The organism is Oceanisphaera marina (assembly GCF_014643915.1).
GTDB lineage: Bacteria > Pseudomonadota > Gammaproteobacteria > Enterobacterales > Aeromonadaceae > Oceanimonas > Oceanimonas marina.
Map to the genome: position 1 here is coordinate 60727 of NZ_BMKE01000017.1, position 24101 is coordinate 84827.

The 24101-nt window shown below is 51.9% G+C and carries 24 protein-coding genes and 1 other RNA gene; 14 read left to right on the top strand and 11 right to left on the bottom strand.

Translation table 11 applies throughout. The features are described 5' to 3' along the window. The first annotated feature begins 31 nt into the window (after positions 1 to 31). Positions 32 to 1168: an ATP-NAD kinase family protein gene (locus IEW52_RS11100; RefSeq protein ID WP_188630145.1), complete on the top strand. Its 1137-nt coding sequence runs from the start codon at positions 32 to 34 to the stop codon at positions 1166 to 1168. After that, entirely contained in the window at positions 1168 to 1461 is a 294-nt protein-coding gene (locus IEW52_RS11105; RefSeq protein ID WP_188630146.1) for a YfcL family protein, read from the top strand. The genes IEW52_RS11100 and IEW52_RS11105 overlap by 1 nt, the downstream gene beginning before the upstream one ends. A gap of 117 nt (positions 1462 to 1578) precedes the next feature. Here the strand turns inward: IEW52_RS11105 and cysN are convergent, their stop codons facing one another. Further along, positions 1579 to 3498: a sulfate adenylyltransferase subunit CysN gene (gene cysN, locus IEW52_RS11110; protein ID WP_188630147.1), complete on the bottom strand. Its 1920-nt coding sequence runs from the start codon at positions 3496 to 3498 to the stop codon at positions 1579 to 1581. A gap of 166 nt (positions 3499 to 3664) precedes the next feature. Further along, a complete protein-coding gene (gene cysD / locus IEW52_RS11115) occupies positions 3665 to 4564 on the bottom strand; it encodes a sulfate adenylyltransferase subunit CysD (RefSeq protein ID WP_188630148.1) in 900 nt (299 codons plus the stop codon). Between the two features lie 121 nt (positions 4565 to 4685). Here cysD and IEW52_RS11120 point away from each other — a divergent pair, with 121 nt between their 5' ends. Together IEW52_RS11120 and ffs are read left to right on the top strand one after the other, a co-directional pair. Further along, a complete protein-coding gene (locus IEW52_RS11120; protein ID WP_188630149.1) occupies positions 4686 to 6413 on the top strand; it encodes an SLC13 family permease in 1728 nt (575 codons plus the stop codon). Positions 6414 to 6552: 139 nt separating this feature from the next. Beyond that, positions 6553 to 6650, top strand: an RNA gene (ffs, locus tag IEW52_RS11125) — signal recognition particle sRNA small type. Between the two features lie 553 nt (positions 6651 to 7203). On the opposite strand, the gene IEW52_RS11130 is transcribed toward ffs, so the two are convergent. Further along, on the bottom strand, positions 7204 to 7389 hold the full coding sequence (locus IEW52_RS11130) for a DUF3309 family protein (protein ID WP_308424529.1): 186 nt from the start codon (positions 7387 to 7389) through the stop codon (positions 7204 to 7206). Here IEW52_RS11130 and IEW52_RS15885 point away from each other — a divergent pair. Both IEW52_RS15885 and IEW52_RS11135 read left to right on the top strand, forming a co-directional pair. Next, positions 7367 to 7495 (top strand): hypothetical protein, encoded by a 129-nt coding sequence (locus tag IEW52_RS15885; RefSeq protein WP_268236660.1) that lies wholly within the window; start codon positions 7367 to 7369, stop codon positions 7493 to 7495. The genes IEW52_RS11130 and IEW52_RS15885 overlap by 23 nt on opposite strands. A gap of 154 nt (positions 7496 to 7649) precedes the next feature. Further along, positions 7650 to 8012 (top strand): high-potential iron-sulfur protein, encoded by a 363-nt coding sequence (locus IEW52_RS11135; RefSeq protein ID WP_188630150.1) that lies wholly within the window; start codon positions 7650 to 7652, stop codon positions 8010 to 8012. A gap of 366 nt (positions 8013 to 8378) precedes the next feature. Here IEW52_RS11135 and IEW52_RS11140 read toward each other — a convergent pair whose 3' ends face one another. Then, positions 8379 to 9155, bottom strand: a complete 777-nt coding sequence (locus IEW52_RS11140; protein ID WP_188630151.1) for a hypothetical protein — start codon at positions 9153 to 9155, stop codon at positions 8379 to 8381. Positions 9156 to 9902: 747 nt separating this feature from the next. On the opposite strand from IEW52_RS11140, the gene IEW52_RS11145 reads away from it, so the two are divergent. The 4 genes from IEW52_RS11145 (at position 9903) to IEW52_RS11160 (ending at position 14051) form a co-directional block, all read left to right on the top strand. After that, positions 9903 to 10787: a LysR family transcriptional regulator gene (locus IEW52_RS11145; RefSeq protein ID WP_188630152.1), complete on the top strand. Its 885-nt coding sequence runs from the start codon at positions 9903 to 9905 to the stop codon at positions 10785 to 10787. A gap of 317 nt (positions 10788 to 11104) precedes the next feature. Beyond that, a complete protein-coding gene (locus IEW52_RS11150; protein ID WP_188630153.1) occupies positions 11105 to 12088 on the top strand; it encodes a DUF1852 domain-containing protein in 984 nt (327 codons plus the stop codon). A gap of 43 nt (positions 12089 to 12131) precedes the next feature. Continuing rightward, positions 12132 to 13175: a methionine synthase gene (locus IEW52_RS11155; protein WP_188630154.1), complete on the top strand. Its 1044-nt coding sequence runs from the start codon at positions 12132 to 12134 to the stop codon at positions 13173 to 13175. Positions 13176 to 13319: 144 nt separating this feature from the next. After that, entirely contained in the window at positions 13320 to 14051 is a 732-nt protein-coding gene (locus tag IEW52_RS11160; RefSeq protein ID WP_188630155.1) for a Crp/Fnr family transcriptional regulator, read from the top strand. A gap of 145 nt (positions 14052 to 14196) precedes the next feature. Here IEW52_RS11160 and IEW52_RS11165 read toward each other — a convergent pair whose 3' ends face one another. The 5 genes from IEW52_RS11165 to IEW52_RS11185 form a co-directional block, all read right to left on the bottom strand. Beyond that, complete coding sequence (locus tag IEW52_RS11165; RefSeq protein ID WP_188630156.1) at positions 14197 to 14352, bottom strand: hypothetical protein; 156 nt, start codon at positions 14350 to 14352, stop codon at positions 14197 to 14199. A gap of 254 nt (positions 14353 to 14606) precedes the next feature. Next, positions 14607 to 14765 carry a DUF3309 family protein gene (locus tag IEW52_RS11170; RefSeq protein ID WP_188630157.1) on the bottom strand — a complete coding sequence of 53 codons (159 nt, stop codon included), beginning with the start codon at positions 14763 to 14765 and terminating at the stop codon, positions 14607 to 14609. Positions 14766 to 15192: 427 nt separating this feature from the next. Further along, positions 15193 to 15579, bottom strand: a complete 387-nt coding sequence (locus IEW52_RS11175; protein ID WP_229667910.1) for a DUF202 domain-containing protein — start codon at positions 15577 to 15579, stop codon at positions 15193 to 15195. Between the two features lie 70 nt (positions 15580 to 15649). Next, positions 15650 to 16582 carry a formate/nitrite transporter family protein gene (locus tag IEW52_RS11180; protein ID WP_188630158.1) on the bottom strand — a complete coding sequence of 311 codons (933 nt, stop codon included), beginning with the start codon at positions 16580 to 16582 and terminating at the stop codon, positions 15650 to 15652. Positions 16583 to 16792: 210 nt separating this feature from the next. After that, positions 16793 to 17470, bottom strand: coding sequence for a heavy metal response regulator transcription factor (locus tag IEW52_RS11185; RefSeq protein WP_188630159.1), 678 nt, complete (start codon positions 17468 to 17470; stop codon positions 16793 to 16795). A gap of 221 nt (positions 17471 to 17691) precedes the next feature. Between IEW52_RS11185 and IEW52_RS11190 the strand changes: the two genes are divergently transcribed. Genes IEW52_RS11190 through IEW52_RS11200 form a run of 3 tightly spaced genes read left to right on the top strand, consistent with a single transcriptional unit; the run spans position 17692 to position 20988 of the window. After that, positions 17692 to 19530, top strand: a complete 1839-nt coding sequence (locus tag IEW52_RS11190; RefSeq protein ID WP_188630160.1) for a copper resistance system multicopper oxidase — start codon at positions 17692 to 17694, stop codon at positions 19528 to 19530. 26 nt (positions 19531 to 19556) lie between these two features. Further along, entirely contained in the window at positions 19557 to 20462 is a 906-nt protein-coding gene (locus IEW52_RS11195) for a copper resistance protein B (protein ID WP_229667911.1), read from the top strand. A 40-nt stretch (positions 20463 to 20502) separates the two neighbouring features. Continuing rightward, on the top strand, positions 20503 to 20988 hold the full coding sequence (locus IEW52_RS11200; RefSeq protein ID WP_188630161.1) for a cupredoxin domain-containing protein: 486 nt from the start codon (positions 20503 to 20505) through the stop codon (positions 20986 to 20988). A gap of 52 nt (positions 20989 to 21040) precedes the next feature. Here IEW52_RS11200 and IEW52_RS11205 read toward each other — a convergent pair whose 3' ends face one another. Together IEW52_RS11205 and IEW52_RS11210 are read right to left on the bottom strand one after the other, a co-directional pair. Beyond that, entirely contained in the window at positions 21041 to 22456 is a 1416-nt protein-coding gene (locus IEW52_RS11205) for a heavy metal sensor histidine kinase (RefSeq protein ID WP_188630162.1), read from the bottom strand. A gap of 240 nt (positions 22457 to 22696) precedes the next feature. Beyond that, the gene (locus tag IEW52_RS11210) at positions 22697 to 23689 is read right to left on the bottom strand and encodes an integron integrase (protein ID WP_229667912.1); all 993 of its coding nucleotides are present in this window, start codon (positions 23687 to 23689) and stop codon (positions 22697 to 22699) included. Between the two features lie 153 nt (positions 23690 to 23842). Between IEW52_RS11210 and IEW52_RS11215 the strand changes: the two genes are divergently transcribed. Further along, positions 23843 to 24022 carry a hypothetical protein gene (locus tag IEW52_RS11215; protein WP_188630163.1) on the top strand — a complete coding sequence of 60 codons (180 nt, stop codon included), beginning with the start codon at positions 23843 to 23845 and terminating at the stop codon, positions 24020 to 24022. Positions 24023 to 24101: the final 79 nt, after the last annotated feature.

Sequence of the window (24101 nt, forward strand, 5' to 3'; positions counted from 1 at the left end):
TATAAAGCTTACCGCTGCCCGGAGGGCTTATATGTTCAAGATTGGTTTGATTGTTAATCCGCTGGCAGGGCTGGGCGGCAGCGTTGCCCTTAAGGGCAGCGATGGCATGGCCGAACAGGCGCGCGCCCTGGGTGCCGAACCCCGCGCGCTGCAGCGCACTCAATTGGCCCTGGCAGAATTATTGGAACTTAACGACCGCTTCAGCCTCTACACCGTGGCCGGCGAAATGGGTGAAACCGTGTGCCAGGCGCTTAATCTGCCGGTCACCGTCTGTTATCAGCCTCAAAGCCGGGTAACGACCACGGCAGACGACACCAGACTGGCCGTGACCGCCCTGGTAGAGCAGGGTATAGACTTGTTGCTGTTTGCCGGTGGCGATGGCACGGCGCGCGATGTGTGTGCCGCTGCTCCACCAGGGCTGTGTGTACTGGGCATTCCGGCCGGAGTAAAAATCCACTCCGGCGTGTATGGGGTGACGCCGGCCGGCACCGGGCGTTTATTGGCTCGCTTGGTGCGCGGCGAGCCGGTTAGCCTGATGGCCGCCGATGTCATGGACATTGATGAAGCCGCATTTCGCCAAGGGCGGGTGCATGCCAAACGCTACGGCGAAATGCTGATCCCGGGTGATTTAAGCTATGTGCAGGCGGTCAAGGTGTCGGGCGTCGAGTCTGACGAGCTGGTGCTGACCGATATTGCCGACGAGATTATCGAACGCATGCAAGCCGAGCCCGAGGCTTATTACATTATGGGCTCGGGCAGCACGGTAGCGGCGGTGATGGAGCGACTGGGGCTGGAAAATACCCTGCTGGGGGTGGATCTGGTACACCGGCAACGGCTGGTGGCCTCGGATCTGGATGCCACGCGCTTGCATCAGCAGATTGCAGGCAAACCCGGCAAGCTGGTGATTACCCTGATTGGCGGCCAGGGCCATATTTTTGGTCGTGGCAATCAACAACTCAGCCCCGCGGTGATCAAGGCGGTGGGGCAACACAATATCTGGTTACTGGCGACCAAGACCAAGCTGAATTCGCTGCAAGGTCGTCCGTTACGAGTAGACACCAATGATCCCGAACTCGACCGCCAGTTAAGCGGCTTGATGCGGGTGATCACTGGCTATCAAGATGAAGTTCTGGTGCGGGTGGCAAACCCGGAAAATGAGGCGTATTAATGAATATTTTTGAATTTGAACAGCTGCTGTTAACCGACATCGATAGCAACATCGCCACCGCAACCGACGATCAGCTGTTTGCCGGTGGTTATCTGCGCGGACACATAACGTTATCGGTAGCGCAATGCGAAATTGACGGCCGTAACCATGTGCGCGACGTTAAATCCCGGGTAAATAACAGCCTTAATCAGGCCATTTTAAGCGGTGAACTGAACGAGCAGGATCAAAAGCTGGTGCTGTCGTTTTGGGCCGACTTGATCACCAAAGCAGAGCAGGCCAGCACCGTTCAATAAGCCATGTCTTGCAGGGTCCAATTCACTGGACCAAGCGGATGGTACCCTGGGGTACAGGGTGTCGAGCCATAAAAAAGGAGCCTTGCGGCTCCTTTTTTGTTGGGTCACTAAAGAGTGTTAGCCCTTGATTACGCCACGCTTGCGCAGTTCGGCAATCACCAGATCGGCGGCTTCATCGGCACTAAGGCGTGCTGCGTCCAGATGAATTTCCGGCGCTTCAGGACGCTCGTAGGCAGAGTCGATACCGGTAAAGTTCTTCAGCTCACCGCGGCGGGCCTTCTTGTACAGCCCCTTCACATCACGCTCTTCGGCCACGGACAGCGGCGTATCGACAAACACCTCGATAAACTCGCCCTCGGCCAGTTGTTCGCGCGCCATGCGACGCTCGGCTTTAAAGGGTGAGATAAAGGCGGTCAGTACAATCAGACCCGCATCTACCATCAGTTTGGACACTTCGCCAATGCGGCGGATGTTTTCTACCCGGTCGGCATCGGTAAAGCCCAGATCCTTGTTCAGGCCGTGGCGTACGTTGTCGCCGTCCAGCAGGTAGGTGTGGCCGCCCAGGGCGTGCAGCTTCTTCTCGACCAGGTTGGCGATGGTCGACTTGCCGGCACCGGACAAACCGGTAAACCACAACACGGCAGGCGTTTGGCCTTTGGCGGTTGCGCGCGCGTCTTTATTCACATCCACATGCTGATAATGAATGTTCTGGCTGCGGCGCAGCGCAAAGTGCAGCATGCCGGCCGCCACCGTGGTGTTGTTGAGGCGGTCGATCAGGATAAAGCCGCCGGTGTCTTTGTTGGTCTGGTAATCATCAAAGGCAATGGCGCGGTCCAGGCTCAGGTTACACACCCCTATGCTGTTCAGCTCCAGCTGTTTGGCGGCGGTGTGCTCCAGGGTGTTGACGTTGACCTGATACTTGATGTCGGTAATGCTGGCAGTGACGGTTTTTGTACCGATTTTCAACAGATAAGGGCGACCGGGCAGCAGGGCGTCTTCGCTCATCCACACCAGGGTGCTTTCAAACTGATCGGCGGTTTCTGCCGGGGCATCGGCAAGGGAGATCACGTCGCCACGGGAAATATCAATTTCGTCTTTCAGGGTCAGGGTGACTGACTGGCCAGCTACCGCCTGGTCCAGGTCGCCGTTGTAGGTGACGATGCGCGCCACTTCGCTCTCTTTACCCGACGGTTGCACCCGAATGCGGGTACCGGGCGTGACCACACCGCTGGTAATGGTACCCGAGAAGCCACGAAAATCCAGGTTGGGACGGTTAACCCACTGCACCGGCAAGCGAAACGGTGCCTGCTGCATGCGGGTGTCGTCCACTTCCACGGTTTCCAGAAAATTCATCAGGGTAGTGGCCTGATACCCAGGTGCCGCGTACCAGGGCATCTTGTTGCTCAGGTCTACTATGTTGTCGCCCTTGAAGGCCGACAGCGGAATATAGGTGACGTTAGTCAGCCCTAGTTGCTTGGCGAACTGGCCGTATTCTTCGACAATTTCATCAAAACGCGCCTGTGAATATTCCACCAGATCCATTTTGTTGATGGCCACCACAATGTGGCGAATACCCAGCAGCGACATCAAATAGCTGTGGCGGCGGGTTTGGGTGAGAATACCTTTGCGGGCATCGACCATGAGAATCGCGGCGTCGGCGGTAGAGGCACCGGTGACCATGTTACGGGTGTACTGCTCGTGCCCGGGGGTATCGGCGACGATAAACTTGCGTTTCTCGGTCGAAAAGAAGCGATAGGCCACGTCTATGGTAATGCCTTGCTCACGCTCGGCGGCCAGGCCATCGACCAGCAAGGCAAAGTCGATGTCTTCGCCCTGGGTACCCCATTTTTTGGAGTCCGCTTCCATGGCGGCCAGCTGGTCTTCAAACAGCATTTTCGATTCAAACAGCAAGCGGCCAATCAGGGTGCTTTTGCCGTCATCCACGCTGCCACAGGTAATAAACCGCAGCAGACTTTTGTGTTCGTGAACCTTCAAATACTCGTCGATATTCGTTTCAATCAGAGATGATAAATTCATGTTTTGTCCTTCGGAGCTGTACGCCTTCCGTTTCTTGCTGACGCCTGTGTATAGCGCGCAGTATTATTTGTTCTTTCAGCCAAACACCAAGTGATGTGCTTTGTAGGGTCGAATTTATTCGACCAACACACTTTGAGCTCAGCGTTTTCTAACCTGTCTCAGCAGGTTAGAAATAACCTTCCTGTTTTTTCTTTTCCATCGAGGCGGCGGAGTCATGATCGATCATGCGGCCCTGGCGCTCGGAGGTTTTGGTGAGCAGCATTTCTTGAATAATTTCCGGCAGGGTGGTGGCGTTTGACTCCACGGCGCCGGTTAACGGATAACAGCCCAGGGTTCTGAAGCGCACGTTTTTCATCATAGGCACTTCGCCTTCTTTCAGCGGCATGCGCTCGTCATCGACCATGATCAAGGTGCCGTCACGCTCAACCACCGGGCGTGGTGCGGCGAGATACAAAGGCACGATGGGAATATTCTCTAAGTGGATGTACTGCCAGATATCCAGCTCGGTCCAGTTGGACAGCGGAAATACCCGAATGGACTCGCCTTTGTGTTTGCGGGCGTTGTACAGTTTCCACAATTCCGGGCGCTGGTTCTTGGGATCCCAGCGATGCTGCTCGGTACGAAACGAGAAAATACGTTCCTTGGCACGGGATTTTTCTTCATCACGGCGGGCACCACCAAAGGCGGCGTCAAAACCGTATTGATCCAGCGCCTGCTTCAGACCTTCGGTTTTAGTAATATCTGTATGAATCGCCGAGCCATGGGTGAAGGGATTGATGTTTTTGGCAATGGCTTCCGGGTTGGTATGGGTAATCAGCTCCAGGCCAAGTTTTTCCACCATCTGGTCACGAAAGGTGTACATCTCGCGAAACTTCCAGCGGGTATCCACATGCAGCAGCGGAAACGGCGGCAGGGAAGGATAAAAGGCTTTCATGGCCAAGTGCAGCATCACGGCGCTGTCTTTGCCAATGGAATAAAGCATGACGGGGTTGTCGGCCTCTGCCACCACTTCCCGCATAATGTGAATACTTTCGGCTTCTAGCCGTTGTAGGTGCGTCAAGTTCATTAGTGATACCGCTCTCAATTATGGATTATGCTAATAACCAAATGTTATAGATGATCTATGTATTCAGTTTATTTGATATATGGGTACAATGATAGTCCTGCTAAAGAGCGAGTGGTTATATATGACAGCATATTGGGTATTAGCATCAATTGGCGTTTTGTTAGCGTTGCTGATCCAGGGACGAGTGTCGCCGGCGGTCTTGTTTACCTGTTGGGCCGTGGGCTTTGTCTTGCTCGGGGTAACCGAACAGCAGGCGTTGCTGGCCAGTTTTTCCAATTCGGCCCTCATCACCCTGGTGGTATTGATGCTGGTGTCGCTGGCGCTGGAACGATCGCCGTTGCTCGACCGACTTTCGGACGCCCTGCTAAAAGGCCGAGAGTCGATGGCCAGCCTGCGTCTGATGGGCGTGACGGCTTTTTTATCTGCCTTTTTAAACAACACCGCCGTGGTGGGCTCCTTGCTCGGCGTGATCTCTCGCCAGCGTTATATTCCGGCCTCGCGCCTGTTGATCCCCTTGTCCTATGCCTCCATTTTGGGCGGTATCACTACCCTGGTCGGTACCTCCACCAACCTGGTGGTGAACTCCTTTGTGATCAACGCGGGCTTGCCGCCGCTGGGCATGTTCCAGTTTACCCTGGTAGGCTTGCCGGTGGCGCTGATTTGTATTATCGGTTTGATGTTCAGTGCACGACTGCTGCCGCAAAACCGCGTTATCGAGCAGGAAATCCCCCAGTCATATTTCCTGGAAGCTCAGGTAATGGCCGACTCGCCGCTGATTGGCAACAGCATAGAAGACAACCAGTTGCGTAACCTTAATGGCTTGTTTTTGCTGGAAATTGTGCGCCATGATCGTCTGCTGAGCCCGGTTAATCCCGACGAGGTGATAGAGCAGGGCGATGTGCTGGTATTTACTGGCGAAGTGGAAAAGGTGCAAACACTGCAACGTTTTCCGGGCTTGCAGCTGTTTGGTACCCAGGCCGACCGTCTGCTGGCTTCCAACCTGGTGGAAGTGGTGATTGCCAACGAGTCGGAGCTGGCCAAGCGCACCCTGCGCGAAGTCGACTTTAGAACGCTGTTCAACGCCGGTGTGGTGGGGATCCGCCGCGGTCAACGTCGTCTTACCGGCCAGCTGGGTCAAATCCCACTGCGGGTAGGTGACAGCCTGTTGTTAGCCGTGGGACCAGACTTTAAAGAGCAGCGCAACATAGACCGTAACTTTCATCTGTTAAGTGGCAGCCTGCAAAGACCCAAGTTGCGCACCGAGCAAAGTCTGTTGGCTTTTATCGGCTTTGGCGCGGTTATCGCATTGGCTGCAGCCAATCTGGTGCCGTTGCTGAATGGCTTATTGATTTTGTTGGCGTTGTTACTGGTCACCCGGGTGCTTACGGTCAGCGAGTTGCGCCGGCGTTTTCCGTTTGAACTCTGGTTGATTATTGGCTCGGCCCTTACCGTGGCCAAGGCGCTGGAAAGCTCGGGCGGGGCACAGCTGGTAGCCGATGCGGTGCGCAGTCTGTGTAATGGCTATGGTGTATACGGCGCCTTTATCGGGGTGTTTGTGATTACCTTGATCTTGACCGAAGTGGTGACCAATAATGCGGCCGCGGCCTTGGTGTTCCCCATCGGCTTGTCGACGGCCAGTGCCTTTGGCGCCGACCCCATGCCCTTTATCATGGCGGTAGCCTTTGGTGCCAGTGCCTGCTTTATTATCCCCTTTGGCTACCAAACTCACCTGATGGTGTATTCGCCGGGGCGCTATCGAATGGTCGATTATCTAAAAGCCGGACTGCCGGTCAGCCTGCTGTATTCTGCAGGTGTTATCACTCTGGTGCCCATCATGTTTCCGTTTTAGCAAACCGGTAAGCAAGGAGGGCCAGGAAGTGAAAATGTGTGATTTGGGTTGTTCGTTGTTTAATAAACCCGCAAACAGTCAATGGCTTATTGCATTCACTTTCATCTTTGCTAAAATGGCCTTTCTTCGATGGTGACCCCGTTGGTCCTCTCGCATCGGAATCTTGTTTACCAGGTCAGGCCCGGAAGGGAGCAGCCCAAGCAGGAATCTTCGAGTGCCGGGATGTGGCTGGCGGCGGTCACCTCCAAATTACTTTTTGTCGCTTTTACCATAATTTGACATATCTTCAGTAATAGCTGACATAAATTGCATCATAAGCTGACATAGCCTACCTTTGTAGTAACAAAACTACATTCAGGTGGTTTTTATGTATCGGCGCCGATTGAAGCATTCCCCAGTAAAAAACCTCTTTCGTTTCGCAAGTAGCAAGACCAAATCTGTTCTTACGGTTGAATCAGCTCTTGAGTTTGATACCTGCTTTCATCTTGAATACTCCCCCGAAATAACCACTTTTGAAGCGCAGCCAGAAGGCCTTTATTACAGCTTTGAAGGAAAGTGCTGGCCCTATACGCCAGATTTCAAAGTGCACCACCTACTTCACCGTGGTAAAAGCCGTGCTTTCGCTCATCACCATCGGTATTCTCTGGGGATGTGTAATTAAGAGCAGCGGGATGAAGGAACAGACACCTGTGGAACCTGCTCGTTATTCGATCACTGTTTAATTCGGGTAATCTTGGTTCCTTCCAGACTGATTCCCGCCATCAGCCCTTGTTGGCTAAAGATAAAGGCTTCATGTTGTAGTGACGAGATTGACAGGTTTCTGGCCATCTCTTCGTCTACCAGAACGACGGTAGGGCCAGCTGGGAATGGCGCCGATCAGTAGCAAAATAAGCAGGATTAACAGAATAGTTCCCAATGTCATCTCTCCCGGCAGGTCACTCATCCAGGTGCTGATGAGCATACCCATCGGCACCATTCCCGAACCCTACGGCCATAGCCGACTGCGTCCGAAAGGAGTCAGTAATCACAGGACGGCCTGCGTGGCTCATGACTGTATCGCCATCTCCTCATCGTTAATCTAGTACCGAATTCAGAGGGGGTCTGTACGCCATCATACATACCCGGTCTACACACTGAGCTAGACTTCATGTTCAGCTCACTCAGTCCGAAGATTCGGGCTAAGGGATGCTGCCTGCATGAGTTCTGCTGTAGATTCTTTCGACCGGGGAGGTTGAGATGAAACAAGAAAAAGATAACAAGTTGACATATTGGAACCACGCGCCGCAGTCTCTTTCCCGAAGGACAGTGTTGCGTAGAGCGTTGGCAATAGGATGCGGTGCGCTGATCCCCTTTACCCTGATCGGCTGTGACAAGAAGGAAGAATCAGCAACCGGGGAGTTGCCGAGTGGCGCCTACCCTGAGGCGTCTGAGTCGACCAAGACGCCGCAGGCCAGCGTTCATTATCAAAACCAGCCGAGTGAGAACGGGCAGAAATGCAGTCAATGCCAGAACTTTATCTCCGAGTCGAACAGCTGTCAGGTCGTTGCAGGGACCATTAGCCCTGAGGGATGGTGCGATCTGTGGACAAAGAAAGTGTAATGTTATCAAGGTTGTAATTTGATGGCTTGCCGAGTTGGGTGAAAGCCGAGAATACAAAGGATTTATAACTATCAAATAAAATCTTTAACAGCGGTGAAAGGATGAAAGCAGCTGCAAGCCATAAGAGCACCCCTGCCGTAAACGTCGGGGGTGTTTTTGCAAATATCACAAACAAAGCTGTTAGTGATTCAGCTACAAAGTAGGTCTGAGATGTAAAATAACAAAAATAAGGGGCACACTAAGCGTGTAGCCCCGTAGAGTTGTGCTTGCATTAGCAGTACTAGCAGTTTTTTAGTTGGTAGTCGTTGTCTGCCAGCATTAAAGCAAGCTGTCCTCAAATTAAATAGAGGTGGCTTTTAGCTTTTGTTACTCTTGACCCAATGCTTTTTCGGTTTCTTCCGATTGCCATATGTTGGTGCTTACATCGATTTCGTTAACCACTTTGGTTGAGGCGTCACGATCAAGCTGAACCTCAAAGCTGTGATCACCTTTCACTATTTCAAACTCGACGTTATCATCGTCAACATCATTGATGGACGTAATTTGATAGCCTTTATCCTGCAGCATTTTTTGATAGTCGCTCACCGTTTTACCCACGGGTAGAGCGGCTTCAAGGGCTTCTTTTTCTTCGCCCCAAGAATCCAAGTATTTGGAATCACTATATTTACCGGCCTGCTTCTCGTCGTACATCAGATCACCGCCTTTATAGTCGGCTTCTCGCATGGCGCGCTTGGTTTCGTCGGCGCGCCAGACATTATTGGCTACTTCAATGTCTTCGAGTTTGGCGTTATCTATATCGGCACTTACTTCAAAGCTGTGATCTCCTTTAACCACTTCATACTCGATATCATCGTTCGACTGTTCATTGATAGAAGTGATCATGTACCCTTCTTTCTGCAGGAGACCTCGTAATTGCTCAACACTGGTAGCCCCCGCCAGTGCTTGCTCCAACATATTTTTGGCGTCGCCATAATCTTGCATGCGTCTGCTGTCTAGCCAGGCTTTTTTGTCAGCCGTGGTTGATGCGTCAGCTGCGCGCATGTCCGTTTTATCTTCGGCAAGGGCCAGGTTGGCACTCGACATTGAGAATGCTGCGAGCAGGGCGGTCATAATGATGGTTTTAGAGCGATTAAGCGTTTTCATTACTCATACTCCTTAAAGCATTTATTCTCTGAATATTGTAAGGGTATTGACCAAACTCGGCCCTAGCATCTAACAGTTATGTGGTTAACTATTAGATACTGATGTCAATCAACGGTATCTGTTGATTGAAAACAAGGGTCGTTGAATGGCGTTGATGCCGCTTCCTGTATGGAAGGTGTGACAAAGCCAATACGGTATTCAGTATGGCCAACAAGGCTGTGAGTGATGCCTTGTTCATGCCTTCTCTCCTCGTTTGACTGAGTTAAATGGTTTGTCCAGCGGACACGATCAAGCCTTGACCATAATTGGAGTTATTGCCAATTTTTGAGTGAAAAACAAGCATAAAAGAGGCCGGAAGGCGAAGGGTAAAAACAGACTGTCAGGGGTTCATTCCAGAGAAGTCAAAATAGGTGAATTGACCGCGATAGATCCTTACGGGCAATATATACAGCTGATGGTAGAGCCGTTGTCCAGACTCGACAGCATCAAGTCGCAGTGCAGGGACTCGCTATGTATAGTGCCTTTGAACACGACGGGACCCCCCAGTTAAAAATATGGTCCGCTTTGCAAGCGCCCAGATGCGCGCTGAAACGACGGCATATCTTCTCTTGAATTCGATACCTTATGCCAGATAACAGGATATTCAGGTGCGCATAGGTGGCGTTTCAACAATGAAAAATAATACTATATTTTCAATAAATCATGAATTAAGTTCATGATATTAAATACTAAAAGCGGAGTTAAGTGATGTTGGAGCGGTTTCACCTTGAAGTACTGGCAGCAATAAAAGAGCAAGGAACCTTAACCCAGGCGGCCGAATCGTTGAATTTATCCCAGTCTGCATTGAGCCACAGCATCAAAAAACTGGAAGGCCAGATCAAAACACCTGTTTGGCAAAAAGAAGGGAGAAACTTGCGGCTGACCAACGCGGGTGAACAAATTTTGACCCTTGCCAATCGGGTGCTGCCGCAATTCAAACATACCGAACACCTGTTGCGTCAGATAGCGAAAGGCGAAATGGGTTCACTGCGTATCGGCATGGAATGCCACCCCTGCTATCAATGGCTGTTAAAAGTGATTGAACCCTATCTTGTAAAGTGGCCAAACGTTGATATTGACGTAAAACAGGAATTTCAGTTCGGTGGTCTGGGTGCCCTGCATAACTTCGAGATAGATATCCTGGTTACGCCAGATCCTCTGTATAAACCTAATTTGACGTTTATACCGGTATTTGACTACGAGCATAGGCTGGTCGTTGCATCATCTCACCCCCTTGCCAGGCAAGACTCCATCATGCCCGAACAGCTCAGTGAAGAGGTGTTATTCAGCTACCCGGTAGAGCCTGAACGGCTGGATATTTACAGCCAGTTTTTAAACCCCGCAAAATGCACGGTCAAAAAACACAAAACCATAGAAACCACGGAAATCATGCTGCAAATGGTGGCGGCAGGCAGAGGCGTCTGTGCATTGCCTGGTTGGCTGGTGGATGAATTCGCCAAAAAAATGGCCATTAACAGCCTGCGGTTCGGTCAAGATGGCATTAGAAAACAGATCTTTGTGGGGGTGCGAAAGGGCGAAGAGCAGATTAATTATCTGAGTGAATTTATTGCATTGGCTCAGCATGTCAGGTGATTACCCAGCCTGGGTATCTGGCATCAGCATTCTGGCCGCAGGGGCTATCCCAGAACATACACCCCAATCACACCTGAACGTGCCTTCAAACCGTTGAACGTGCACGAGTGCCCGCCCGGGCGTTGCCTTACAATGAATGATGAGCAAAATTCATCTATTGATGAGGTAAAATCATTTTTGTTCATGTTATCTGGCCTGTATAACATACCTAAGCCTTAGCTCTAGACATCTGGACTTCTAGATAACAAGACATCATCAAGCCCAGAAAGAGCAAAGAACAAATTCATGTTTATCTCGGAAAATGGATGCCAGACACTATGAGTAACGACTTCAAGTTTGCTATCAACAGCATCAGCTTTGATGAAAATTATCAGCCCTCGGACAGTACGCGTATTACGACCAACTTCGCGAACCTGGCCAGAGGAGAGAGCCGCCAAGAGAATTTGCGCAACGCCTTGACGATGACCAATAATCGGTTCAATGCCCTGGCCGATTGGGACAACCCTAAAGGGGACCGTTACTCAGTTGAACTGGAAATCATTTCCGTTGATATGGATATTGATAAAGAAGGCAAGGGTCAAAGCTTTCCTACCATTGAAATATTGAAGACGAATATTGTTGACCACAAGACTAAAAAACGGTTTGAAGGCATTACAGGGAATAACTTTTCCTCTTATGTGCGAGATTATGACTTCAGCGTATTGCTACTGGAGCATAATAAGGGCAAGGACACATTCAGCATTCCGGAAAATTTTGGCGACCTGCATGGGAAGCTTTTTAAATGTTTCGTTGATTCAGATGCCTACCAGCAGAACTTCAATAAATCACCTGTGATCTGTCTCAGTGTGTCGGATAATAAGACCTATCATCAGACTGAAAACAAGCATCCCATATTGGGTGTTGAATATTTACCCAATGAATCGTCTTTGACAGAGCAATACTTCAAAAAGATGGGGCTGAAGGTTCGCTACTTTATGCCACCACATAGCGTTGCGCCTCTGGCTTTCTACTTCTTTGGTGATTTGCTTAATGATTACAGTAACCTGGAGCTGATAAGCACCATCAGCACCATGGAAACCTTTCAGAAGATTTACCGACCTGAAATATATAATGCCAACGCGGTGGCAGGGAAAATATATAAACCGAATCTGAAGAACGCAGATCATTCATTGACTCAAATCGTTTATGATCGAGAAGAGCGTAGCCAGTTAGCTATTAAACAAGGGAAGCTTGCTGAAGAGAATTTTATCAAGCCCTATCAAGCCATCCTTGAGCAATGGTCTGCCAGTTACGCGTCCTGAATTCGGGATTTATAATTAACAAGAATATAAAGCGGTATTTGTTATGAAAAAATTATTACCTACTTCAACAGCGGGCAGTTTACCCAAACCTTCTTGGCTGGCACAACCCGAGACACTTTGGTCACCCTGGAAATTGCAAGGTGAAGAGTTAACCGAAGGGAAACAGGATGCGTTACGGGTATCGTTGCAAGAGCAGCAGCACGCAGGTATTGATATAGTCAGTGACGGCGAGCAAACCCGCCAACACTTTGTGACTACCTTTATTGAACACCTTGACGGTGTTGATTTTGAGAAACGCAAGACCGTTAAAATACGTGATCGCTATGATGCGAGTGTACCGACGGTAGTGGGAGCAGTGAGTCGCCCAAAGTCAGTGTTTGTTGAAGATGCCAAATTTTTACGCCAGCAAACCAGGCAACCCATTAAATGGGCCCTGCCTGGTCCCATGACCATGATCGACACGCTGTATGATGATCATTATAAAAGCCGTGAAAAACTGGCCTGGGAATTCGCCAAAATACTCAACCAGGAAGCCAAAGAATTAGAGGCAGCGGGTGTTGATATTATCCAGTTTGATGAGCCTGCCTTTAATGTATTTTTTGATGATGTGAATGAGTGGGGCATTAAAACATTAGAACGCGCCATTGAAGGTCTCAAGTGCGAAACGGCGGTTCATATTTGCTATGGCTACGGTATTAAAGCGAATACGGATTGGAAAAAGACCCTGGGCTCTGAGTGGCGGCAATATGAAGAGGCTTTTCCAAAGCTGCAACAGTCTAACATCGATATTATTTCGTTAGAATGTCACAACTCGCATGTGCCTATGGATCTACTGGAACTTATTCGCGGTAAAAAGGTGATGGTAGGCGCCATTGATGTGGCCGCCAATCGAATCGAGACGCCTGAGGAAGTTGCCGATACGCTGCGTAAAGCGTTGCAGTTTGTTGATGCAGACAAGCTCTACCCTTGTACCAACTGTGGCATGGCACCCTTGTCTCGTGCCGTGGCAAGAGGCAAACTGAATGCCTTGAGTGCTGGCGCAGACATCATCCGAAGAGAACTCCTGGCCCAGGGGGTGGTTTCCTAATACCAGATTGAGTAAGTCACTCATCTATTGAGCTGCTCGGTAAAGGCTGAACAAAGGATCTTCTCTGCGACACGCTGCAGATGAATGACACTCACCGTCTCTTGTTTAACTAGAATAGTGATAAACATGATGATGGAGATGGCTATGCCGAGCAGAAACAACCTTTCTACGCCCATGCAGAACCAACTGCTGGCGGCATTGCCGAACGACGTGCAGCAGCGCCTGTTCCCGCACCTCGAACTGGTATCCTTGCCGTTGGGAAAGGTATTGTACGAATCGGGGAGCCGCTTGCGGCATGTTTATTTCCCTACCGATGCTATCGTTTCGTTGCTCTATGTCATGCAAAACGGTGCCTCGGCTGAAATTTCGGTCGTGGGTAATGAAGGTATCGTCGGTATTGCCGTCTTCATGGGGGGAGACAGCACCCCGAGCAGGGCCATCGTCCAGAGTGCTGGAAGTGGCTACCGGCTGCTCAGTGCTCTGTTCAAAGAGGAATTTACACGTGACGCCGATACGCGGCTGCTGATGTTGCGTTATACCCAGGCTCTGATCACTCAGATGGCGCAAACGGCGGTGTGCAATCGCCATCATACGGTCGACCAGCAGCTGTGTCGCTGGTTGTTGCTGTCATTGGACAGGTTATCGGATAACAACCTGACCATGACTCAGGAGTTGATTGCCAACATGCTTGGCGTGCGTCGGGAAGGCGTTACCATTGCAGCCCACAAGCTGCAACAGCTTGGGGTCATCGAATACCACCGTGGGCACATCACAGTACTGGACAGGTCCAGACTGGAACAGTTGAGTTGTGAATGCTACGCCGTGGTCAAAAAAGAAACCGATCGCCTGCAATCTTTCCCTCATAGTGGCAAATAAAACCACAAAACGGGAGTCCGTCCCAGACGTCTCCCGAAATTCCTGAATTTGGTCACCGACTTCCACCGCTCAACAGAGATAACGGCGGAAGTTAACGGTGGCAATCAAGGTCTGTGGTGTGTTCCGTTAAGACCTTGTTCCCGCCTTATTCTTTGGCTTTTTGTGGAGGTTGCTGTTGCTGTTGAGCATCAGCCTTGGTTGCCGCCTTGGGTTCATTTTTTCCCTGCGTGCGTTGTTGCTGCTGGGGATCTTGCGGCGCGGCTTTTTTCTCGGGCTGATTAGGGGTACGGGTTTTGTCCATGGTAACCTCTGAGTGTATCGCCCTCCGCGATATTGCGTCTTGACGATGTAATCAGTATGACAGCGAACCAGTGCTGCATCTGTACGCTGTCACACTCAACGCGCAAATAAGCGGTATATTTGTCAGCGTGTGCCGATAGTGGTTCAATCGCCGATGCTCCTGTCCTTATTGCTATGTCTGTTTAACGGCCATGCCAGTACCCTGGCGTACACTAAACGGCAGGGGGGCATACACAGCCATTTATAGTCGGTTGCTCAGATCCTGCCCAGTAGTAGCAGCACCACAACCACCAACAACACAATACCCAAAATACCGCTTGGGGCATAACCCCAGCTACGGCTGTGGGGCCAGCTGGGAATGGCGCCGATCAGTAGCAAAATCAGCAGGATTAACAGAATAGTTCCCAATGTCATTTCTCCCGGCAGGTCACTCACCAATGTGCAGATGAGCACACCCATCGGCACCATACCCCAGACGCGATGACCATAGCCGACTGCGTCCGAAAGGAGTCAGTAATCACAGGGCGGCCTGCATGACACCCGACTGTATCGCCATCTCCTTATCGTTAATCTAGTACCTAATTCAGAGGGGGTCTGTACGCCATCATACATACTTGGTCTGCATACTGGGCTAAACGTCATGTTCAGCTCTCTCAGTCCGCAGACTCGGGATAAGGGGGCCGTTTTCACCCGTTATGCCGTAGTGCTTGCAACCTGAGGCGGGTGAAATAAAACTTTAATGGCATGAAAAACCAAGAGGGGAAATCACCGAGGAACTATCGTCATTCCAGCAACCAGGCTGTGCAGTTGAATGATGTTAACGCACCATCAATACGGTGGATTACAGCAGCCACAGCACTCCTCCGGTTACCACGGCAGCAAATGTCAGTAAGATGGCCAGTAATGTCATGCGTTTATGCGATTGCGCTTCAATGTCATGGTTATCCATTCTTTTCAGCGCTTTACGTGATTTTGCAACCGCTGCCCAAAAAATGAAAATAGCCACAATAATGAAAATCTCGGCGGCCGCTTTTGCGACCAGTGTGTGGTCGGTGTCTTTAAATACCGCTTTCAGACCCAACGCCAGCGCAATGGCGGCCATGCCGGTTCTCATCCAGCCGGCAAAGGTCCGCTCGTTTGCCAAAATGGTTCTGTCTTCTGCCCAGGCGGTTCGCGTATCGGCCAGCTCGGTGGTGCTTGGGTTATCCGAAAGTTCGCTATCTGGCACATTTATTCCTTAACAGGATTCATTTTCCCGATATAACGTTTATCAGCATCTGCTTGCTATGTAATCAGCATCACATTTCTTCATGTACCTGGCCATAGGCCAGCATGGCAAACAGCCCGGTACCGCCAATAATGTTGCCGAGGAGTACCGGCGCAATATGATAAATAAAGCCGGTGAATATATTCATTTCGCCATTGACCACCAGCGTGAAAATCTCGTTTGAACCGGCAATCACATGGGTAAAATCACCCGCCGCGATCAGCCAGGTAAACATCACGATAACCAATATTTCAGCATCTTTTGCCGAAGGCAGCATCCAGACCAAGGCCGCGATGAAAAATCCGGAGGGAATCCCTCGCAGAAAGGTTTCAGATGGAGTCAGTTGTGCCACATGGCGCGATATTTCCAGTATGGCGGCGAGCGTGTCTGCAGGTAATATGTTGCCGTGAACGCTCATGGTGGCAATCACAAAGGTGCCAAAGAAATTGGCCGCCAGCACCACCCCCCACAGACGCGCGATATGATAAAAACGCTGACGTGTGGGATCGGCCAGCACAGGCAGCACCACTGTGATGGTATTTTCGGTGAACAGTTGTAGCCGACACATAATCACCAACACAAAGCCGAAGGTGTAACCCAGGCTTTCAATCAGCGTCAGGTAGGGATGATCCGATCCCAGGTTAGCGCGAATAATCCCCTCGGCGAGCACCGAGGTGGATATGCCGGCCCCCGCGGCCACACCGGACCACCACAGTGATATTTTTGGCCGCAGCAGTTCTTCTTCGCCTTCGCGCAGAATAATGGAATACACCGTCAGCGCCGACAGATTACCGTGTTTGGCTACAGCATCACGCTCTTTGCGCGTTAATGACTTTTCGGTTGGAGTTGGGGTTTTTTCGCGAGACTCGCGATCTTTCACTCTGTCGCGTGTCTCTTGTTCTTCTGCCGCCTCTTGGGCTTTTTTTTCCTGGGCGTTATTACGATTGGCTTTCTCGTCACTCATTCAACCATCCTTTGGTGAATCACTCATTCGGCAGGGAGAGGGCATCGATTTTTGATGCAGGGAAACAGAGCTGAAGTCGTATCTTGATGTCGAATCCTGAGTATTGCCGACGCCCTCGGGTTTGTAAAACACCCGCCACTCGCTGAATGGTCAGCTGCAATCTCATTCAAATTACCACTTTATCGGCCAGGGTAACACGGGGTGATGGCATCACTCAGGCACATCCAGGGTGTAGCCCATGCCTCTGATGGTTTGAATGAGCTTGAGTTCGAAGCCATCATCTATCTTGGCGCGTAATCGGCGAATGGCCACGTCAATCACATTGGTATCGCTGTCGAAGTTCATGTCCCAGACCAGAGAGGCAATGAGCGAGCGTGGCAATACTTCACCCTGGCGGCGCACCAGCAATTCCAGCAGGGCAAATTCTTTGTTGGTCAGGTGAATGGCTTCACCGGCACGCACCGCGCGGCGCCGAGGCAGGTTTAGCGTGAGATCGGCCACTGTGAGTTGGTCGTTTTGTGCCTGAGGAATACTTCGGCGCAGCAGGGTGCGTACTCGGGCTAGCAGTTCGGAAAAGGCAAACGGCTTAACCAGATAATCGTCAGCCCCCAATTCCAGCCCACGCACTCTGTCTTCCACGCTGTCTTTGGCGGTTAAAAACAACAGCGGCATGTGCCGGCCTTGATCGCGCAGCGCTTCTACAATGCGCCAGCCATCCAGATCCGGCAGCATCACATCCAGAATGATCAAATCGTAAGGTTCACTCACCGCCAAATGCAGGCCGTCCAGGCCGCTGCGAGTGAGATCTACTACAAATCCCGCCTCGTTCAGCCCTTTTTGCAGGTAATCACCGGTTTTTTGTTCATCTTCAATGATAAGAAGTTTCATGCACTGTCTCTTTTTGCTCTGTCTTTGCTGATGATGATGACGGTCCTGCGCGCGTCTCTACAACCTTTATTTTGCTGTGTTTAACCTGCCTGCCCGCCCCATGACGGCAAGATGACAATTTTGTAATCTGCTTGTCATGTTACAGACAGGGTTCGCTTTCTATTCTCTCTTTATAACGCGCATGGCTAATCAGCAGCATACCAGGCAGGAGATAAGGTGCGATGAAAGAGATCAATAACAGCGTGAGTCTACCCAGGCGGCGATTTGTGCAGGGCCTGGCCGCCGGCGGCGTAGTGCTGGGCATGGCGCCCATGTTAACCCCCGCTCAGGCTGCCAGTGCAGGGACGCTGACGGGCGATGTACCGGTGCTGAGCGGTCGCGAATTCGATTTGGTGATTGATGAAACGCCGGTGAACTTTACCGGTAAGAATCGCATGGCCACTACCATCAATGGTTCCATTCCCGGGCCCACGCTACGCATGCGTGAAGGGGACGAGGTGACCATTCGCGTGACCAATCGGCTGAAAGAACCGACCTCCATTCACTGGCACGGTATTATTTTGCCCTATCAGATGGACGGCGTACCGGGCATCAGCTTTCCTGGCATTGCCCCCGGCGAAACCTTTACTTACAAGTACAAGCTGGAGCAGAGCGGCACCTACTGGTATCACTCCCATTCGGGTATGCAGGAGCTCACCGGCATGTATGGGGGACTGATTATCGACCCCGCCGAGGGCGATAGCATTCAGGCGGACCGTGAACATCTGGTGGTGCTCTCCGACTGGACCGACGAAAACCCGATGCGGGTATTCGGCAAGCTCAAGAATCAGGGTGATCTGTACAACTTCAATCAACCCACAGTGTTCGATTTTTTCCGCGATGTGTCCAGTGATGGGTTGAGAACGGCGCTTAGTAAGCGGCAGATGTGGAACGAAATGCGCATGAGCCCGACCGATTTGGCCGATCTATCCTCTGAAACGTTGACGTATCTGATGAACGGCACCACGCCCAAGGGTAACTGGACGGCTTTGTTCAAGCAGGGCGAGCGGGTGCGGCTGCGCTTTATCAATGGTGCCGGTAACAGTTTTTACGATGTACGGATCCCCGGTCTTAAAATGACAGTGGTTCAGGCAGATGGCCTGAATGTAGACCCGGTCACGGTGGATGAATTTCGCTTCGGCCCCGGCGAGACCTACGACGTGCTGGTTGAGCCCGAGGCCGAGGCGTATACCCTTTTTGCCCAGGCAATGGACAGAACCGGCTATGCCCGTGGCACCCTGGCCACGCAACAAGGGCTAAGTGCTGCCGTTCCCGAGCTGGATGCGCCCCAGTGGCTGGCAATGGCCGATATGATGGGCGACATGAGTGGCATGGATCACGGCGGCATGAACCAGGGTGGTATGAATATGGGCGCCATGGCGGGCATGGATCACGGCGGCATGAACCAGGGTGGTATGAATATGGGCGCCATGGCGGGTATGGACCACGGCAGTATGAATCATGGTGGTATGAATATGGCCGCCATGGCTCAGGCAAGCCAGGAGGTGCGCCATGCCCGTAGCGAATATGGCCCCAGTGTCGATATGCGGGTAGATACGCCGCGTACCAACCTGGACGATCCTGGGGTTGGGCTGCGCAATAACGGCCGCCGAGTGCTGACCCTGGCAGATTTGCGCACCCCCGGCGGCCCCATGGACCCACGGCCAGCGGAGCGAGAAATAGAACTGCACCTGACCGGCAATATGGAGCGTTATACCTGGTCGTTTGACGGCGTCGAGTTTGGTAGCTCTACACCGGTGCACCTGAATTATGGTGAGCGGGTGCGCATTATTTTGCATAACGACACCATGATGACCCACCCCATGCATTTACATGGCATGTGGAGCGAGCTGGAAAATCCGGACGGTAGTTTTCAGGTGCGCCGCCATACCATACAGGTGCAGCCGGCACAGCGGATCAGCTTTTTGGTGACCGCAGATGCACCAGGGCGCTGGGCCTGGCATTGTCACCTCATGTTTCATATGGACGCAGGCATGTTCCGCGAAGTGGTGGTGTCATGAGCCTAACCAATAGAGGTCACACAAGCATGAAAACAGGATTGAACAGCCTGCTGTTAGCGCTGTCGATATTGCCTGCCGGCGTTGCCTTGGCGCAAGGTGCTCACACCGGTCACGGTACAGCGCCGGGCAACACACCTGTCACGGACCACAGCCAGATGCAAAGCATGGATCATGGCAGCATGCAGATGCAGGGGGGCTCGGCGCCCGCCAATGCCCGGGATCCGCACGCCTACTCCGGTGGGTTGATCCTGGAAGACGGGCCTTATGCCTTGCCCGGACCGCGGCAGTTACGTCTGGCCGACGAACATGCCTTTTACGGGGTGCTGGTAGACAGACTGGAACGGGTGGATAACGGCGAAGATCAGACGCTGACTTACGATACCCGTGCCTGGTTTGGCCATGACTACAACAGGGCGGTACTCAAGGCTGAAGGCGATATGGAACACGGCAAGCTGACCGAAGCCAGTACCGAACTGCTATGGAGCCATGCCCTGACGACCTTCTGGAACAGTGAGCTGGGTGTGCGCTACGACACCGGACACGGGCCGGATCAGGGCTGGTTGGCTCTGGGCGTGTCGGGGCTGGCGCCTTACTGGTTGGAACTGGATGCTACCGCCTATCTGGGTGACGATGGGCAAACGGCGCTGGCCGTAGAGGGGGAATATGAACTCTTGCTGACCCAGCGGCTGGTATTGCAACCCAGGGCGGAGTTAACTGCCTATGGCAAGGACGATGCCAAGCGGGGCCAGGGGCAGGGGCTCTCCGAGTTGGTGGCCGGTGCCCGACTGCGCTATGAAATCAGCCGCCAGTTTGCCCCCTATGTTGGCTGGGAATGGGCGGCGGCGCTGGGTAACAGTGCCGATCTGGTACGAGAAGAAGGCGAGGCCACGCAAGAAACGCGTTGGGTAGCCGGGGTCAGATTGTGGTTTTAAACCATGATTGCGCGATAACACTCACAATAGGGAAGTACTGATGAAAAAATCACTGTCCGTTTTAATGCTGTCTTTTTTACCGGCTCTGGCGATGGCTGCCGGTGAACATGGCGGCCATCAGGGTCATGACATGGCAGCTATGCAGCAGAACATGCACGGCGTGGGCCGCCCTGGCACCGCAGCCGAGGTGAGCCGCACCATAGAAGTGGTGATGAGCGACGACATGCGTTTTTCACCAGCACAAATCGAGGTAAAGGCGGGGGAAACCGTGCGCTTGTTCGTTAAAAACAAGGGCAAGCTGGCGCACGAACTGGTGATAGGCAACCTGGCATCCTTGCAGGAACATGCCGACATGATGCGCCAGATGCCTAACATGCAGCACGCCGAACCCAACATGATCAGCCTGCAGCCGGGCCAGATGGGGGGCCTGATCTGGACCTTTGATCAGGGCGGTACCGTCGATTTTGCCTGCCTGATCCCCGGCCATATGGAAGCCGGTATGAAAGGCCAAGTCCGCGTGAAGTAAGAGGGTAGGCCGTGAATAAACAGGGAGCCGAGGCTCCCTGTTTTAGTATCCGTTAGTGGTGTTCGGTAGCGGGAAACCAAACCCTGAAGCAGGTTGCTTGTGCATCGGAATGCACGGATATGTTGCCATGGTGGGCGGTAATAATCGCCTGGGTGATGGCCAGCCCCAGCCCGGTACCTTCTGTGACCGGCTCGCGAGCACTGTCTGCGCGGTAAAATCGATCGAACAGCCGCGGCCATTTTTCCGGCGCAATGGCCGGGCCCGGGTTGATGACTTGCACTGTGATGCCTTTTTCGTTGCCATCAATCACAATGCGCACTTCGCCCGAGGCCGGTGTATAGCGAATGGCATTGGTCAGCAGATTACTGAACGCCCGTTGCAGCATCGACTTGTCGCCCAGCAGGCGACCCTGACCCTCGCGGTGTAAGTGTACCTGTTGCTCGCTGGCTAAGGGCTCGAAAAATTCCAGCAGTTCATCCAGCTCATCTTCCAGAGTCAGTGGCTCGGATTGCATGGTCAACTGACCTTGCTCCGATTTGGCAAGAAACAGCATTTCACCAATCATCCTCGCCATTCGTTCTGCGGTTTCCAGATTGGCATAGAGCGCCTCTTTATATTCTTCGGTTGCGCGGGGCTGTGACAAGGCAACCTGGGTTTGCATCATCAGGCTGTTAACCGGGGTGCGTAGCTCGTGGGCAATGTCGGAAGAAAACGCGGTCAGTCGCTGAAAGGAGTTTTCCAACCGGTCCAGCATGTCATTGAAGGTTTGAATGGGCGCGTGTAATTCGCTGGGTGCATCATGCAACGACAGTCGATGGTCAAGCTTGTTGGCGGTGATGCGTGACGAGAGGCTGGCCAAACTGCGTAACGGCTTAAGCCCGGTGCGCGAGGCGAGCCAGCCAAACAGAACAGACAGCAGCGCAATACCGCCGGTAAGCCAGGCCAGTCCCACTTTTATTTCGTCGATAAAGTGCTGGTGATAGCGGGTGTCTAAGGCCACGCGGATCATGATAGCGCCAGGTGCGCCAGGCCCTGACTGGGGGATAACCAGTTGCTCGGTAATGCTGCGATAACGAATACCCTCTTCCATCCAGGTTTCTTGCAACGGCAGGGAATGGGCGACGGGAAAAGGCCGGTTCATGCCCGGTTGCTGGCGTTGAATGGGGGTGGTACTGGCCAGCACCTTGCCCTGATTATCTTTAATCAGCAGATAATAGCCACCATGGCCAGAGATAACATCGTTTAAACGCGCTTGCAGCAACGGCCAGCTCTGCTCATTGCCTGGTGATTGGTCCGCGATAAAATTTTTGATCAGAATTATTTTGCCCTGAATGTCGGTTTGATCCTGGCGAGCAAAGTGATGCTCCAGTGCTTGCATCAATACCAGGCTCACCAGACTCCATACCGCCAACATGGCAATGCTGAACATCAAACCGAGGCGAGTGGTTAAAGAAAGATAACTGCCCATTATGTGAACCCTACGTACAGAAACATTATCAGCCAGCGCCAACGATATCATGGCCTGAGGCAGAAAGCGGCGCCCCAGCACGTCGCATAATAATCGCCATTTCTATATTCCATTTTGCCATGCATATTGCTTATAATGCGAGGCTTCAATTGAGCCAAGTGCATATCGCCTGTGCTGTCTCATAACAAGGATGATGAGGCAATAGTCGCCTGCAAGGCTCGGCGGTAGCCTGCCGGCTCGCTAAAAGCCATCGTCGACAGGGCTTCGAACACCAAATCCTCCTTTGCGTACTACATGGGTATAAATTTCTGTGGTACGCACATCGGCATGGCCAAGCAGTTTTTGAATAGTACGAATGTCGTACCCGGCCTCAAGCAACCGGGTAGCAAAGCTGTGACGCAGGGCGTGACTGTTTGCCTGTTTATAGATACCCGCTTTGCGGATGGCCGCCCCAATGGCTCGCTGCACGCCGCGATCCAATAAATGGTGACGACGCACAACATTGCTGCGTGGGTCTAGCGCCAATCTGCCAGCCGGAAACAGGTATTGCCAGGCCGGCTCTTTGGCTGCGCTCGGATACTTGCGGTTTAGGGCAAATGGCAGGTAGACCTCGCCATGGCCACTGGCCAGATCCTGTTGATGTTGTATCAGGCAGGCTTCAATTTGCAGAGACAGTGGCTTTAGCAATGAGTCCGGGAGCAGGGTGGTACGGTCTTTATTGCCTTTACCGCTGCGAACAATAATTTGCTGCATGCCAAAATCGATATCTTTGACTCGAAGCCGCAACACTTCGTTAATGCGCAGGCCTGCGCCATACATTAAACGCGCCACCAGCTGCGAGGTGCCTTCCAGGTGGCCTATGACGGCTTTGGCTTCATCATGGGTAAAAACGGTAGGCAGGCGCCGAGGTCTTCTTGCCAGCTCAAACGACAGCTCCTCCAGCGGTTGCTGAAGAACTTCCCGAAACAGAAAAACGATGGCATTCAAAGCGGTACGTTGGGTGCTAACGCTGTTATTGCGCTGTACCGCGAGATGAGAAAGAAACTGCTCTACCTCTGTTGTAGAGCAGGTAGAGGGATGTCGCATGCCATGAAAGCGGATAAACCGCTTAATCCAGTGGCAATAGGTTTGCTCGGTTTTGTAGGCCAGGTTTCGGCTACGAATTAAAGCGCGCAGTTGATCCATGAAACGAACAGGCTTGTCTGGCAGTTTGGGTGGTACATCCAGCATCATGCGTCAGCTCCTTGCTGTTTTTATATACAGTAGTGTAGGCCTGACTGCGAACATTGCACCGTGATCAAAGCGGAGCTATACGACAATTGTCGTAAAACGTCATGATTTTTGGTCTGCAAAGCTTATAAATCACTGAAAAATATGGAATAGTTGATGTGGGTGGAAGTAGATAAGCGAACAGATATTTTGCGTAAAAAACGACATATGACGCTTATTCCCTGGGGGCTTGTACTTGTGGTGTCTCAAGTTTTTGATAAAAAAGAGAATTTTAATGGTGGGGTTTATGCCTTCGCAGAAATAGGTGCGCTTTGCATAGATGTCATTTGTCGTTGAATTAGCTGTTGAACTTGCCTCGCAGGCTCGGGGAAGTGAATTCACATCAAGTATAGCTGGATAAACATACAGTGGTGTT

What these genes read in the sequence shown, in the direction of transcription:
- IEW52_RS11100 (WP_188630145.1), top strand. Translation starts at nt 32, where the DNA reads ATGTTCAAGATTGGTTTGATTGTTAATCCGCTGGCAGGGCTGGGCGGC.
- IEW52_RS11105 (WP_188630146.1), top strand. Translation starts at nt 1,168, where the DNA reads ATGAATATTTTTGAATTTGAACAGCTGCTGTTAACCGACATCGATAGC.
- cysN (WP_188630147.1), bottom strand. Translation starts at nt 3,498, where the DNA reads ATGAATTTATCATCTCTGATTGAAACGAATATCGACGAGTATTTGAAG.
- cysD (WP_188630148.1), bottom strand. Translation starts at nt 4,564, where the DNA reads ATGAACTTGACGCACCTACAACGGCTAGAAGCCGAAAGTATTCACATT.
- IEW52_RS11120 (WP_188630149.1), top strand. Translation starts at nt 4,686, where the DNA reads ATGACAGCATATTGGGTATTAGCATCAATTGGCGTTTTGTTAGCGTTG.
- IEW52_RS15885 (WP_268236660.1), top strand. Translation starts at nt 7,367, where the DNA reads ATGAGCATACCCATCGGCACCATTCCCGAACCCTACGGCCATAGCCGA.
- IEW52_RS11130 (WP_308424529.1), bottom strand. Translation starts at nt 7,389, where the DNA reads ATGGTGCCGATGGGTATGCTCATCAGCACCTGGATGAGTGACCTGCCG.
- IEW52_RS11135 (WP_188630150.1), top strand. Translation starts at nt 7,650, where the DNA reads ATGAAACAAGAAAAAGATAACAAGTTGACATATTGGAACCACGCGCCG.
- IEW52_RS11140 (WP_188630151.1), bottom strand. Translation starts at nt 9,155, where the DNA reads ATGAAAACGCTTAATCGCTCTAAAACCATCATTATGACCGCCCTGCTC.
- IEW52_RS11145 (WP_188630152.1), top strand. Translation starts at nt 9,903, where the DNA reads ATGTTGGAGCGGTTTCACCTTGAAGTACTGGCAGCAATAAAAGAGCAA.
- IEW52_RS11150 (WP_188630153.1), top strand. Translation starts at nt 11,105, where the DNA reads ATGAGTAACGACTTCAAGTTTGCTATCAACAGCATCAGCTTTGATGAA.
- IEW52_RS11155 (WP_188630154.1), top strand. Translation starts at nt 12,132, where the DNA reads ATGAAAAAATTATTACCTACTTCAACAGCGGGCAGTTTACCCAAACCT.
- IEW52_RS11160 (WP_188630155.1), top strand. Translation starts at nt 13,320, where the DNA reads ATGCCGAGCAGAAACAACCTTTCTACGCCCATGCAGAACCAACTGCTG.
- IEW52_RS11165 (WP_188630156.1), bottom strand. Translation starts at nt 14,352, where the DNA reads ATGGACAAAACCCGTACCCCTAATCAGCCCGAGAAAAAAGCCGCGCCG.
- IEW52_RS11170 (WP_188630157.1), bottom strand. Translation starts at nt 14,765, where the DNA reads ATGACATTGGGAACTATTCTGTTAATCCTGCTGATTTTGCTACTGATC.
- IEW52_RS11180 (WP_188630158.1), bottom strand. Translation starts at nt 16,582, where the DNA reads ATGAGTGACGAGAAAGCCAATCGTAATAACGCCCAGGAAAAAAAAGCC.
- IEW52_RS11185 (WP_188630159.1), bottom strand. Translation starts at nt 17,470, where the DNA reads ATGAAACTTCTTATCATTGAAGATGAACAAAAAACCGGTGATTACCTG.
- IEW52_RS11190 (WP_188630160.1), top strand. Translation starts at nt 17,692, where the DNA reads ATGAAAGAGATCAATAACAGCGTGAGTCTACCCAGGCGGCGATTTGTG.
- IEW52_RS11195 (WP_229667911.1), top strand. Translation starts at nt 19,557, where the DNA reads ATGAAAACAGGATTGAACAGCCTGCTGTTAGCGCTGTCGATATTGCCT.
- IEW52_RS11200 (WP_188630161.1), top strand. Translation starts at nt 20,503, where the DNA reads ATGAAAAAATCACTGTCCGTTTTAATGCTGTCTTTTTTACCGGCTCTG.
- IEW52_RS11205 (WP_188630162.1), bottom strand. Translation starts at nt 22,456, where the DNA reads ATGGGCAGTTATCTTTCTTTAACCACTCGCCTCGGTTTGATGTTCAGC.
- IEW52_RS11210 (WP_229667912.1), bottom strand. Translation starts at nt 23,689, where the DNA reads ATGATGCTGGATGTACCACCCAAACTGCCAGACAAGCCTGTTCGTTTC.
- IEW52_RS11215 (WP_188630163.1), top strand. Translation starts at nt 23,843, where the DNA reads ATGTGGGTGGAAGTAGATAAGCGAACAGATATTTTGCGTAAAAAACGA.